The sequence below is a fragment of the Pseudomonas sp. LAMO17WK12:I10 genome, from assembly GCF_900215185.1.
In the GTDB taxonomy this organism is placed as follows: domain Bacteria; phylum Pseudomonadota; class Gammaproteobacteria; order Pseudomonadales; family Pseudomonadaceae; genus Aquipseudomonas; species Aquipseudomonas chlororaphis.
The window spans coordinates 1-12,173 of record NZ_OBDX01000024.1 but is presented as its reverse complement, the minus strand read 5'-3'; the positions used below and the strand labels follow the sequence as shown (position 1 = coordinate 12,173).

The 12,173-nt window shown below is 63.8% G+C and carries 13 protein-coding genes and 1 pseudogene; 9 read left to right on the top strand and 5 right to left on the bottom strand.

What is annotated here, in order from left to right; translation table 11 throughout:
- Window positions 1-3 precede the first annotated feature (3 nt).
- The 4 genes from CRO75_RS23325 (at window position 4) to CRO75_RS23310 (ending at window position 2,702) form a co-directional block, all read left to right on the top strand.
- A complete protein-coding gene (locus tag CRO75_RS23325) occupies window positions 4-762 on the top strand; it encodes a transporter substrate-binding domain-containing protein (RefSeq protein ID WP_097138534.1) in 759 nt (252 codons plus the stop codon).
- Between the two features lie 112 nt (window positions 763-874).
- The gene (ribA, locus tag CRO75_RS23320; RefSeq protein WP_007924108.1) at window positions 875-1,492 is read left to right on the top strand and encodes a GTP cyclohydrolase II; all 618 of its coding nucleotides are present in this window, start codon (window positions 875-877) and stop codon (window positions 1,490-1,492) included.
- Window positions 1,489-1,908: a hypothetical protein gene (locus CRO75_RS23315; protein WP_009045819.1), complete on the top strand. Its 420-nt coding sequence runs from the start codon at window positions 1,489-1,491 to the stop codon at window positions 1,906-1,908. The genes ribA and CRO75_RS23315 overlap by 4 nt, the downstream gene beginning before the upstream one ends.
- A complete protein-coding gene (locus CRO75_RS23310; protein WP_097138533.1) occupies window positions 1,908-2,702 on the top strand; it encodes a cobalamin-binding protein in 795 nt (264 codons plus the stop codon). Before CRO75_RS23315 ends, CRO75_RS23310 begins: the two co-directional genes overlap by 1 nt.
- A gap of 15 nt (window positions 2,703-2,717) precedes the next feature.
- Here CRO75_RS23310 and CRO75_RS23305 read toward each other — a convergent pair whose 3' ends face one another.
- The 4 genes from CRO75_RS23305 to CRO75_RS23285 form a co-directional block, all read right to left on the bottom strand.
- Entirely contained in the window at window positions 2,718-4,601 is a 1,884-nt protein-coding gene (locus tag CRO75_RS23305) for a TonB-dependent receptor (RefSeq protein ID WP_097138531.1), read from the bottom strand.
- A gap of 142 nt (window positions 4,602-4,743) precedes the next feature.
- On the bottom strand, window positions 4,744-6,642 hold the full coding sequence (gene dxs / locus CRO75_RS23295; protein WP_097138527.1) for a 1-deoxy-D-xylulose-5-phosphate synthase: 1,899 nt from the start codon (window positions 6,640-6,642) through the stop codon (window positions 4,744-4,746).
- A 111-nt stretch (window positions 6,643-6,753) separates the two neighbouring features.
- On the bottom strand, window positions 6,754-7,641 hold the full coding sequence (gene ispA, locus CRO75_RS23290; protein WP_097138525.1) for a (2E,6E)-farnesyl diphosphate synthase: 888 nt from the start codon (window positions 7,639-7,641) through the stop codon (window positions 6,754-6,756).
- Window positions 7,638-7,880 (bottom strand): exodeoxyribonuclease VII small subunit, encoded by a 243-nt coding sequence (locus CRO75_RS23285; protein WP_097138523.1) that lies wholly within the window; start codon window positions 7,878-7,880, stop codon window positions 7,638-7,640. Before CRO75_RS23285 ends, ispA begins: the two co-directional genes overlap by 4 nt.
- A gap of 225 nt (window positions 7,881-8,105) precedes the next feature.
- Here CRO75_RS23285 and nirK point away from each other — a divergent pair.
- The 3 genes and pseudogenes from nirK (at window position 8,106) to CRO75_RS23270 (ending at window position 10,602) form a co-directional block, all read left to right on the top strand.
- Window positions 8,106-9,167 (top strand): annotated as a pseudogene (nirK, locus tag CRO75_RS23280) (copper-containing nitrite reductase).
- Window positions 9,168-9,234: 67 nt separating this feature from the next.
- Window positions 9,235-9,534 carry a helix-turn-helix transcriptional regulator gene (locus CRO75_RS23275; protein ID WP_097138522.1) on the top strand — a complete coding sequence of 100 codons (300 nt, stop codon included), beginning with the start codon at window positions 9,235-9,237 and terminating at the stop codon, window positions 9,532-9,534.
- A 57-nt stretch (window positions 9,535-9,591) separates the two neighbouring features.
- Window positions 9,592-10,602 (top strand): NAD(P)-dependent alcohol dehydrogenase, encoded by a 1,011-nt coding sequence (locus tag CRO75_RS23270; RefSeq protein ID WP_177409782.1) that lies wholly within the window; start codon window positions 9,592-9,594, stop codon window positions 10,600-10,602.
- 24 nt (window positions 10,603-10,626) lie between these two features.
- On the opposite strand, the gene CRO75_RS23265 is transcribed toward CRO75_RS23270, so the two are convergent.
- Window positions 10,627-11,076: a DUF3828 domain-containing protein gene (locus tag CRO75_RS23265; RefSeq protein ID WP_097138518.1), complete on the bottom strand. Its 450-nt coding sequence runs from the start codon at window positions 11,074-11,076 to the stop codon at window positions 10,627-10,629.
- A 171-nt stretch (window positions 11,077-11,247) separates the two neighbouring features.
- On the opposite strand from CRO75_RS23265, the gene CRO75_RS23260 reads away from it, so the two are divergent.
- Window positions 11,248-11,547 (top strand): type II toxin-antitoxin system RelE/ParE family toxin, encoded by a 300-nt coding sequence (locus tag CRO75_RS23260; protein ID WP_062824477.1) that lies wholly within the window; start codon window positions 11,248-11,250, stop codon window positions 11,545-11,547.
- Window positions 11,544-11,837, top strand: a complete 294-nt coding sequence (locus tag CRO75_RS23255) for an addiction module antidote protein (RefSeq protein WP_007924096.1) — start codon at window positions 11,544-11,546, stop codon at window positions 11,835-11,837. The genes CRO75_RS23260 and CRO75_RS23255 overlap by 4 nt, the downstream gene beginning before the upstream one ends.
- Window positions 11,838-12,173 lie beyond the last annotated feature (336 nt).

Here is a 12,173-nt window from a genome sequence, read left to right as displayed (position 1 = left end):
GCCATGCCGGCCGTTCGCGTTCTGCTGGTAATGCTCTGTGTCTTGACCGCCAGCCTGGTCCGGGCCGCCGAGCCGGCGGCGCTGCCCGGGGAAATCCGGGTGGCCAGCGAGGAGTGGGACAGCTACACCCAGGCCGATGGCCAGGGCATGGCCTGGGATATCCTGCGCGAGGTCTTCGAGACCCAGGGCGTGAAGCTCGACATGCGCAGCGTGCCGTACACCCGCTCGGTCGGGCTGGTGCAGCGGCGTGAAGTCGACGCCCTGGTCGGCTCCTATCGGGACGAAACCGATGGTGCCCTGTATCCGCGCTGGAACTACGACACCGACCATATCTACAGCCTGGGCCTGGCGACGAACCCGCCGCCGACCCTAGCCACGCTCGGCAACTACCGCCTGGTCTGGGTGCGCGGCTACCGCTACCAGGACTACTTGCCCAATATTCAGCGTTTCAATGAAATCCGCCGGCGGGTCGGTATCTTGCCGATGCTCCAGCAAGGTCGCGCCGACTTCTATATCGATGCCCTGACCGAGGTCGATTTTGTTCTGTCCCAGGCCGGGGACCGCTCGCAGTTCCGGCGCAGCCATTTGGCCGAACTGCCACTGTTCCTGGGTTTTGCCGACAATGAACGGGGCCGGGTGCTGCGCGCGCTGTTCGATCGGCGGATGGCCGAGTTGGTGAAAAACGGCCGTTTGCGCCCGATTTTCCAGCGCTGGCAGCAGCCCTATCCGTTCGATACCGGGCGTCCGCCTGAAGACCGTTGATCTAACTTCTCGATCTTTATGTCCGATAATTCAGCCTAAGCGTCTGTCGGAAGCTGCTGTTACAATGCCGCCTCTGCGAATCTCCAGTCCCATACAGATCAGGAGCACAACGGTGCCCGTCGTTTTTGTCGCCGCTTCCAAGCTGCCCACCCCTTTTGCGCAATTCACCATGCACGGTTTTCTCGATGAAGCCACCGGCCGCGAGCACGTCGTGCTCAGCCTGGGTGATATTGCCGATGGCGCTCCGGTGCTCGGCCGGTTGCACTCCGAATGCCTGACCGGCGATGCCCTGTTCAGCCAGCGCTGCGACTGCGGTTCGCAACTGGAAGCCGCCCTGCAGGCGATCGCCCGCGAAGGCCGTGGCGTACTCCTGTACCTGCGTCAGGAAGGCCGTGGCATTGGCCTGCTGAACAAGATCCGCGCCTATGAGTTGCAGGATGGCGGCGCCGACACCGTGGAAGCCAACGAACGCCTGGGCTTTGCCGCCGACCAGCGTGACTACGCCATGTGCCTGCCGATGCTCGAGCACCTGGGGGTGAAATCCCTGCGCCTGATGACCAACAACCCGCGCAAGGTCAAGGCCCTGACCGAGATGGGCATAGTCGTCGCCGAGCGCGTGCCGCTGCATACCGGCCACAACCCGCACAACAAACTCTACCTGGCCACCAAGGCCAGCAAGCTCGACCACATGATGGGCAACGAGCACCAGGGCGAGGTAGACCGAGCGTGACCCGCGGTCAGGTCCGGCGGCGTCTGGCCGTCAGTTGGTGGCAATACCTGGCGCTGGCGCTGCTGCCGCTGTTCGTGATCAACCTGGTGTTTGGCCAGGGCGAGCCGCTGTTGCCGATCCTGGCGATGCCGTTTTTCATTGCTGGTGTAGCTTCGATGTTTGTCAGCCTGCGTTTTTTCGGCGGCTACAAACGGGCCTTGATCGCTACCCATAAAGCCCTCGATACCCCCGAAGAGCCAGCGGCCTGGATCGAGCTGGCGGCCCGCCGTCGCGCGGCGTTTCTGGCCGCGGCCCTGCCAGCCTGGGTCGGCGCCCTGGCGGTGTTCGTCGGCCTGGAAGCGGTGCCGCTGATCCTCCTGGCGCTGTCCACCGCGGTGCTGTTCTACCTCTACCGCATCCCGCGTCAGCTCGGTTGATGCGCCGCTGGCTGGCAGTCCTGCTGCTGGCCCTCGCAGGCCCGGCGCTGGCCGTGGAGCGCGTGGTCAGCCTCGCGCCTTCGCTATCGGAAATCGTCGTCGAACTGGACTCCGCCGACCTGCTGGTCGGTGTGCTCGACGCCGGCGAGCGTCCCCCTCAATTGCACAACCTGCCGTCGGTGGGCCGTTATGGTCAGCTGGACATGGAGCGGCTGCTCAGCCTCAGGCCGGATCTGCTCCTGCTCTGGCCCGGCAGCGTCGGCCCGGCCCAGCGCGAGCAGCTCAGCCGGCTGGGCATCCCGACCCTGGTGGCCGAACCCCACAGCCTCGACCAGCTCACCACTCAAATTGAAACCGTTGCCGCCCGGTTAGGACGCCCGCAACGCGGCCTGGAGCGTGCCCATGCGTTACGGCAGCAGTTGGCCAGTCTGCGTCAGCGCTATGCCCGCAGCGCGCCCCTGGCGGTGTTCTATCAGGTCTGGGACTCGCCGTTGTACACCGTGGGCGGCGGGCAAATCATCAGTGATGCCTTGAGTGTGTGCGGCGCGCGCAACGTGTTTGTCGACCTGTCGCTGCCGGCGCCCCAGGTCGGTGTCGAGGCAGTATTGCAGCGTAACCCCGAGGTGATCCTGGCCAGCACCCAGGCGCAACTTGACGCCTGGAAAGCCTGGCCGCAATTGAAGGCTGTGGCGCAAGGCCGGTTGTTGCTGATCAGCGATAAAGGCCTGGAGCGGCCGAGCGGGCAGATGATCGCCGCGACGGCCAAGCTTTGTGAGTTGCTTGATTCCGAGTAGCGGCTACTGGCGCCACTAAAGCTCCGGCGTCCAGGTCACCCCGAACATCCAGGCCCGGCCTGGTTCCCGATACCCGTACTGCGCGCCGTCATGGCTGTACAGCACCCGGCTGTAGGACTTGTCGAGCAGATTGTCGACCTTCAATTCCAAGCGCACCTCGCGAGTCAGCGCCCAGCTGCTGCGCAAGCCCAGCAGAGCATAACCGCCGAGGCGTTGCTGGTTGGCCAGGTCGTCATAGCTGCTGCTCACTGCTTGCCAGCTGGCGCCGAGGCCCAGGCGGTCGAACTGCCGATCCAGGTCCAGGCTCAAGGTGCGCCGGGCACGGCGGGCCAGGGTGTGGCCGGTGTCGCGGTCGCGGGGATCGATGATCGCCAGCCCCAGATTGCTCTGCCAGCCGAACAACTCCTGCTGCAGCGTCGCCTCGAAGCCGTTGATGCGTGCCGAGGCGACGTTCTGCGGGCGCGAATTGCTGCCGAAGATAATCGCGTCTTCCAGGTCGGTGCGGTACAGCGAGGTTTCCAGGCGAGTGGTTTCGTTCAGCTGGCTGCGCCATTGCAGCTCGTAGCTTTTCGAGGTCTCGGGCTTGAGGTCGGGGTTGCTGAAGTTGGGGTAATACAGGTCGTTGAAGGTCGGGGCGCGGAAGCCTTCGCTGTAGGTCAGGAGGACATCGTTGTCGGCGTTCAGCGGCAGGGTGAGGGTGCCGCTCCAGCTGTTCTGGCCACCGAACTGCTGGTTCTGGTCGCGACGCAAGCCCAGCTCGGTGGAGAAGCTGTCGGCCTTGAAGCGATGCTGGACAAAGGCCGCGCGGTTCCAGCGACTGTCCTCGGCGAAGGCGGTGCTGCTGTTGACCCGGTCTTGGTACCAGTCGCCGCCGACGATCAGGCTGTTGCGTTCGTCGAGCGTCAGGTCGTTCTGCCAGTTGACCGAGTCGCGGTAGGTGTTGAACACCGTGCGTTCGTCGCTGAGCTTGTCGAAGGTCTTCTCGCGGTTCTCGCTGTGGCCCAGTTCCAGGCGCGACTTCCAGACGTCGTTGATACGCCCGTCGACATAGCTGCTGAAGCTGCTGACCGCGAATTCGCTGTAGGGCTTCTGCGGGAAGCTCTCGAAGGTGCTGCTGTCAAAGCGCCCGAAGGGGTTGTCGAACTCGCTTTTGCCGCGGTTATCCAGCAGGTTCAGGCCCGCCTCCCAGTCGTCATTGAACGCATGGCTCAGACTCAGGCTGAGGGACTGGTTGCGGTAGGCGTCATCATCGCGATCGCTGGCATAGGACTCATGGGTGCGATTGCTCCCGGCCGTGTCGTCGAGGCTGGCGCCCAGGCTGAAGCGGGTCTGCTGGTCGCCGCCGGACAGGCCGATGCTGCGCTCCCAGGTCTGGTGGCTGCAGACCCCCAGGTGCAGGCGGGGTTGCAGGCCCTGCTCGGCGCTGCGCCGGGTGAAGATCTGGATCACCCCGCCGATGGCGTCGCTGCCGTAGATCACCGAGCGGGAGCCGCGCAGCACTTCCACCCGCTCGATCTGCTGGATATTCAGATGCTGCAGATTGCTGTCGCCGGAGCTCGAACTGCCGATGCGCTGGCCATCCACCAGCACCAGGGTCTGCGCCGACGAAGTGCCGCGGATATAGATCCCCGGCACGCTGGCCCGGCCGCCGCTCTGCGCCACTTGCACGCCAGGTACCCGTTGCAGCAGGTCGGTGACGCTGGAGGGTTGCAGGCGGTCGATGTCGTCGCGGGTGAATACGGTGTTGGCGGCGCTGCTGTCGTTGCGTGCCTCTACCTGGCGGTTGGCGCTGATCAGCGTGTCCGGCAGCTTGAGGGCCTGTTCACGGTCGAGAGTGTCGGCCAGCAGTTGGCCGGTGGGCAGCAGGCAAAGGGCCAGGGTGAGGTGCGAGGGTTTCATCGGCAATCTATAGCGAATGGAGCATGCGAGGAAAAACCGTAGCCGCTGCCGCAGGCTGCGATAAGGTCCGCAGGACCTTCCTGCGACCTCAAAAGCAACGCCCCCTTCGGGGGCGATCGCAGCCTTCGGCAGCGGCTACAGGTTACAGGCCGAGCCGTTGCAGGCGTGCCCGTACGGCGGCTTCGATACCGGCTTCGTCCAGGCCGCATTCGGCCAGCATCTGCGCCGGTTTGGCGTGTTCGACGTAGAGGTCCGGCAGGCCCAGGTGCAGGATTGGCTTGAGGATCGCTTCACGCGCCAGGAACTCGCCGACCGCACCACCGGCGCCGCCCATGATGGCGTTCTCTTCGATAGTCACCAGCAGTTCGTGGCTGGCGGCGATCTCGCACACCAGGGCTTCATCCAGCGGCTTGACGAAACGCATGTCGACCACAGTGGCATCCAGCTTGTCGGCGACTTTCAGTGCCTCGGCCAGTTGCACGCCGAACACCAGCAGGGCGACCTTGCTGCCCCGGCGACGGACCACGCCCTTGCCGATCTCGATCGGCTGCAGGTCTTTCTCGATGGTGGCGTTCGGGCCGGTACCGCGTGGATAACGCACGGCGGCCGGGCCGTTGTACAAGTGGCCGGTGCTGAGCATCTTGCGCAGCTCGTTCTCGTCGCTCGGGGTCATCACCAGCATGCCGGGGATGCAGCGCAGGAACGACAGGTCGAAGCTGCCGGCGTGGGTCGGGCCGTCTTCGCCCACCAGGCCGGCGCGGTCGATGGCGAACAGCACGTCGAGGTTCTGCACCGCTACGTCATGCACCAGCTGGTCGTAACCGCGCTGCAGGAAGGTCGAATAGATCGCCACCACCGGCTTGGCGCCTTCGCAGGCCATGCCGGCCGCCAGAGTCACGGCGTGCTGCTCGGCAATCGCCACGTCGAAGTAGCGCAGCGGGAAGCGCTCACTGAAGGCCACCAGGTCCGAGCCTTCCTTCATCGCCGGGGTAATGCCCACCAGGCGCGGGTCGGCGGCGGCCATGTCGCACAGCCATTCGCCGAATACTCCGGAGTACTTCGGCCCGCCGGCCTTTTTCGGCGCGGCGGCGGGGCTGTCCAGAGGGTCGAGCTTGGTGATGGCGTGGTAGCCGATCGGGTCGACTTCCGCCGGGGCGAAACCCTTGCCCTTCTTGGTCACCACGTGCAGGAACTGCGGGCCCTTGAGGTCGCGCATGTTGCGCAGGGTGGCGATCAGGGTCGGCAGGTCGTGGCCGTCGATCGGGCCGATGTAGTTCCAGCCCAGCTCTTCGAACAGGGTGCCGGGAACCAGCATGCCCTTGGCGTATTCTTCGGTGCGGCGGGCGATTTCCCAGGCGCCGGGCAGGCGCGACAGTACCTTCTTACTGCCTTCGCGCATGCTGGCGTAGGTGCGGCTGGAAAGAATCTTGGCCAGGTAATTGGACAGGCCACCGACGTTGCGCGAGATCGACATGTCGTTGTCGTTGAGGATCACCAGCATGTTGGCGTCCACTTCCGGCGCGTGGTTCAGCGCCTCGAAGGCCATGCCCGCGGTCAGGGCGCCGTCGCCGATCACCGCGATGGCCTTGCGCTCGCTGTTCTGCAGGCGGGCGGCAATGGCCATGCCCAGCGCCGCACTGATCGAGGTGCTGGAATGGCCGACACCAAAGGTGTCGTACTCGCTCTCGGAGCGCCGCGGGAAGGCGGCCAGGCCGTCCTTCTGGCGCAGGCTGGCCATGCGCTCGCGGCGACCGGTGAGGATCTTGTGCGGATAAGCCTGATGACCCACGTCCCACACCAGACGGTCGTCCGGCGTGTCGAAGACGTAATGCAGCGCGATGGTCAGCTCGATGACGCCCAGGCCGGCACCGAAATGTCCACCGGTCTGGCCGACCGTATAGAGCAATTCCAGGCGCAACTCATCGGCCAGGGTTTCCAGCTCGGCTTCGCCTAACCGGCGCAGGCCGTCCGGCGTGTTGGCACGGTCGAGCAGGGGCGTGGTCGGGCGCTTGCGGGGAATCTCATGAAACGTCGTGGGCATCAGGCGAATCGTTATAGGTATAAAAGAGGCGGCAGTTTACCTTATGCATCGCAAGCTGCCCACGCAGAGCGCGGAACTTGGCCGATATGCGGTCTGCCGCGCCGGGGTCGATCAACTGCGTCGTTCGACGATATAACGCGCCAGCTCCCGCAGGGGTTCGGCGCCCGCGTCAAAGGGTTGCAGTGCGTGCAGGGCCTGATCGCGCAGTTCCAGGGTATAGGCCTTGGCCGCTTTCAGGCCGAGCAGGGCCGGGTAGGTCGGTTTGTCCCGGGCGATGTCGGCACCCTGGCGTTTGCCGAGGGTCGCGGTATCGCTTTCCACGTCGAGAATGTCGTCCTGCACCTGGAACGCCAGGCCGATGGCCTGGGCATAGGTCTGCAGGGACTTGAGCTCGTCTTTTTCGGCCCGGCCGCTGGCCAGGGCGCCGAGCTTGACGCTGGCCTCGATCAGCGCGCCGGTCTTGTGCCGGTGCATGTACTCCAGGGCTTTCTGGTCGAGCTTGAGGCCGACCGAACCGAGGTCGATGGCCTGGCCGCCGACCATGCCCGCCGGGCCCGCGGCCAGCGCCAGGGCGCTGACCATCTGCAGGCGGATCTCGGCACTCGAATCGCTCAGGCGCGGGTCGAGCAGGGCGCTGAAGGCCAGGCTCTGCAAACCGTCGCCGGCGAGAATCGCGCAGGCTTCATCGAAGGCTTTATGGGTAGTTGGCTGGCCGCGACGCAGGTCGTCGTCGTCCATCGCCGGTAGATCGTCGTGCACCAGGGAATAGGCGTGGATCAGCTCCACCGCGCAGGCCGCGCCGTTGGCCTGTTCCGGCCGGGCACCGAGGGCTTCGCAGGCGGCGTAGGCCAGCAGCGGGCGCACGCGCTTGCCGCCGTTCATCACGCTGTAGCGCATGGCCTGGTAAAGACGGGCCAGCTCCGGGCTTGGCGCGTGGAACAGGGTTTCCAGTGCAGCATTGACCCGGGCCTGGCTGCTGGCCTGATAGGCCGTAATCATTCTGGTCGTTCCGCGTCGAAGGGTTCTTCGGCCAGTTCGCCATCGCGCTCCAGCAGGATCTGCACCTTCTGCTCGGCCTGGGCCAGCGCCGCCTGGCAATCGCGGGTCAGGCCGATACCTTGCTCGAAGGCGGTCAACGAGTCTTCCAGCGACAGCTCGCCGTTCTCCAGACGCTCGACCAGCGTTTGCAGGTCGGCGAGGGATTGTTCGAAATCTAAGGCAGCTTTTTTGCGGGCCATGGCGGCTATCCCGGTTGACGTTAAACCGGCGCGACACTAGCAGACATGGGGTTTTGGGGCAAATGAGCGGCGCTCGCGGAACGGATCGGCAGGGCGATTTTTTGCCCTGGATCAGGGCCGGTTGCGCGGGTCGACCTTCTGTCGCCATTTCTTGCTTTGCGACAAGGAAAGTTGCGCGCACTTGCCTTGCAATGCCCCATCGTTGATTGGCAAGGAGAAGCTGCAATGAGTGTTTTTCGAAGTGTATTGGGGGCCTGTGTGCTGCTTGGCAGCTGTGCCAGCAGCCTGGTGCTGGCCGGTGGGGCAGAGGGTTTGCAGCGGGTGCAGGTCGAGCTGGTCGCACCGCCGCTGGTTCATCCTCATGAGCAAGTGGTCAACGGGCCGCCCAAGGTGGTGCAGTTCCGCATGAGTATCGAAGAGAAAAAATGGTCATCGACGACCAGGGCACCACGCTCCAGGCCATGACCTTCAACGGGTCCATGCCCGGCCCGACGCTGGTGGTGCATGAGGGTGACTATGTGGAGCTGACACTGGTCAATCCGCCGACCAACAGCATGCCCCATAACGTCGACTTTCATGCGGCCACCGGCGCCCTGGGCGGGGCGGGCCTGACCCAGGTGGTGCCGGGGCAGGAAGTGGTGCTGCGTTTCAAGGCTGATCGCAGCGATACCTTTGTCTACCATTGCGCACCGCAAGGCATGATGCCGTGGCACGTGGTGTCGGGCATGAACGGCGCACTGATGGTGCTGCCCCGTGACGGCCTGCGCGATCCTCAGGGCAAGCCCCTGCATTACGACCGCGTCTACACCATAGGCGAATCCGACCTGTATATCCCCAAGGACAAGGACGGCCACTACAAGGACTACCCGGACCTGGCGTCCAGCTACCAGGACACCCGCGCGGTCATGCGCACCCTGACCCCGAGCCACGTGGTGCGGTGCCAACGCGCTGACCTCCAAGGTCGGTGAAAGCGTGCTGTTCATCCATTCCCAAGCCAACCGCGACAGCCGTCCACACCTGATTGGTGGCCATGGGGACTGGGTCTGGACCACCGGCAAATTCGCCAACCCGCCGCAACGCAACATGGAAACCTGGTTTATCCCCGGCGGCTCCGCGGTCGCGGCGCTGTATACCTTCAAGCAGCCGGGCACCTACGTGTACCTCAGCCACAACCTGATCGAGGCCATGGAACTGGGGGCCCTGGCCCAGATCAAGGTGCAAGGGCAGTGGGACGATGACCTGATGACCCAGGTGAAAGCGCCGGGGCCGATCGTCGAAAGCAAGTAATAGGAGGACGGGCGGGGGATATTGCTCGGGTCTTGAACATTTCGTAAAAGTCCGTAATATCCTCGCCATGCTCATCGACCAAATCAAAGCCCTGGCCAGCGACATCCGTATGCAGATGCTCGAATGGCTGAAGGACCCGGAAGGCAACTTTCCGCCCCAGGGGCATGACGCGCCGAAAGAAATCGGCATCTGCATGACTCACCTGCAGCACAAGGCCGGGCTTTCGGCATCCAGCACGTCCAGCCACCTGGCGATTCTGCAGCAGGCCGGGCTGGTCGAGGCCACGCGTATCGGCAAATGGACTTACTTTCGCCGTAACGAAGCGGCCATTGCTGCTTTTGCCGAGCAACTGAAGCGCGAACTCTGAGTTTTTTTACTTGAACATTTCGTTATTTTTCGAAATGAAAAGGCAACCCAGGAGGATCTGTTCATGAAAGCAATCTACGTACAACCCGGTGGTGGCTACGACAAAGTAGTGGTCGGCGAGGCGCCGGCCGCGGCGCCACAAGCGGGCGAAATCACCGTGCGCCTGCGCGCCAGCTCCCTCAACTACCACGATTTCGCGGTGGTCAGCGGCATGTGGGGGCCGACCGAGTCGCGCATCCCGATGGCCGATGGCGCCGGCGAAGTGATCGCCGTGGGTGAGGGGGTCAGTGAATTCGCCGTTGGCGACTCGGTGGTCAGCACCTTTTTCCCCGAGTGGCTGGATGGCAGGCCCAATGTCGTCGGCTTTGCCACGGTGCCGGGCGACGGCCTGGACGGTTACGCCCGTGAAGTCGTTACCGCCCGCGCCACCTCCTTTACTCGTGCACCCAAGGGCTGGAGCCACGCCGAAGCGGCGACCCTGACCACTGCCGGCCTGACCGCCTGGCGCGCATTGGTGGACGACGGCCGGGTGACCGCCGGCGATACCGTGCTGGTGCAAGGCACCGGCGGCGTGTCGATCTTCGCCCTGCAATTCGCCAAGATGCTCGGTGCTACCGTGATCGCCACCTCGTCCAGCGATGCCAAGCTGGAGCGGCTGAAAGCCCTCGGCGCCGATCACCTGATCAACTACCGCGAGGATCCGGCCTGGGGCGAAACCGTGCAGAAACTCACTGCCGGCCGTGGCGTCGACCACGTGATCGAAGTGGGTGGCCCGGCCACCCTGGAACAGTCGATGATCGCTGCCCGGGCCGGTGGCCATATCTCGGTGATCGGCATCCTGACCGGAGTGGCCGGCGAGTTCCCGATCGTCACCGCGCTGGTCAAGCAGCTGCGCCTGCAAGGCGTGCTGGTGGGCAACCGCCGGCAGCAGCAGGACATGGTCCGCGCCATCGATGCCAACGGCATGCATCCGATCCTCGACAAGCATTTCGCCTTGGATGCGATAGTCGATGCCTTCCGCTACCAGGAAAGCAACCAGCACTTCGGCAAGATCATTCTCGATATCTGATCCTGCCTGGCCGGCCGCCGCGGATCACTCGCTCTGATCCGTGGTGGCCAGCACCTCGTTGATCTTCCAGCAGCCCTTGTCCTTGACCAGCAGCAGGTCGACGACCTGCGTGGTGTCCGGCGTATTGCCCAGGGTCACCGACTCGCGCGCCGAGGTGCCTTGCACCTGGGGTTCGCTGACCTTGATCTGGGTCAGCCACTCATCCATGTAGTCCTGGGTCTTGAGGAAATAATCCTCTTCCAGGCCCTCGGGGCTGTTCATCTGTTTCTTGATCCGTTCGATCAGCGCTTGCGTGACGTACTGCTGCAGGTGCGGCAGGTCATCGGTGATCGGGTCTTTTTCGTTGCTGAAACTCTGCAGGTACCAGTTGTAGAAAGCCTCGGCCACCGGCTTGGGCGAGCTGGCGCAGTCGGCGAGAGCGAGGGGTTGATGGAAAGCCGCGGCGAGGAGCAGCAGGGAGAACAGCTTTCTCATGGGGACGTCCTTACAGGAGTTAAGACATTGAGCCGTTGAGACATCAGGTTTATGGCCGAGTGCTCGATTTCAACACGCTGCGTCTCGGATCGCTATCTGCCTGTGCGCTGGCAGCGATTTGCAATACAAATACACTTTCAAATGCTGTAGTCTTGAAACTACAGTCGCGGGATGATCGAGATCAAACAGACCGCGACCTTTATGGAGTGGGAAAACAGGCTCAAGGATTCCAGAGCCAGGGCGTTGATTGCTGCGCGGATTTTTCGTCTGGCCAACGGTCTTGCCGGGGACGTGTCGCCGGTGGGCGAAGGCGTCAGTGAGCTGCGCATCCATTACGGGCCGGGCTACCGGGTTTACTTCCAGCAGCGCGGCTTGCAACTCGTCATTCTGTTGTGCGGCGGCGACAAGAGTCGCCAGGGCCGCGATATCGAACTGGCCAAACAGCTGGCCCGTCGTTGGAGCCGATCATGAACGAACCGCTTTTCGACTATGACCCCGCCACGGCCCTGCGCGACCCGCAGGCCATTGCCCTGTTCATGGCGGACGCCTTCGAGACCGGCGATGCCGGCTACATCGCCAAAGCCCTGGGGGTGGTGGCGCGGGCCAAGGGCATGACTGAGCTGGCCCATGAAACCGGGCTGTCCCGCGAGCAGCTGTATCGCTCATTCAGCGACAAGGGCAACCCGACCCTGAAGACCCTGCTGGCGGTGATGCGTGCACTGGGGCTGGACATGACGGCGCGGGTGCATGGGGCGTCTTGATGGCCGGGCCGAGTAGCCGATGTCGGGGCGGGCGGTCCTGCCTAACACGCCTGGAGGGAATTCATGGCGCACGGGGCGAATGAGCTTCGCCCCGTTCCAGTGTTCGCCGATTTTTAGCCAACTGGATGCTCCGCGACCACTGATCATCAAATGACCTAATTATGCGCGGGTATAAAGGAGAGTCTCCGTACGCCTGCCGCTCGACCACTCTTCCGACTTTTGTGTTAGCGCTGAGACCCTAGAAGGTGTAGACAAAATAAACTAAAGTTACCATTTCTTCTGCCTGGACAGCCTCGAAGTCATGCCTAGAATCGGACGCCCGCCCGCGATTACCGC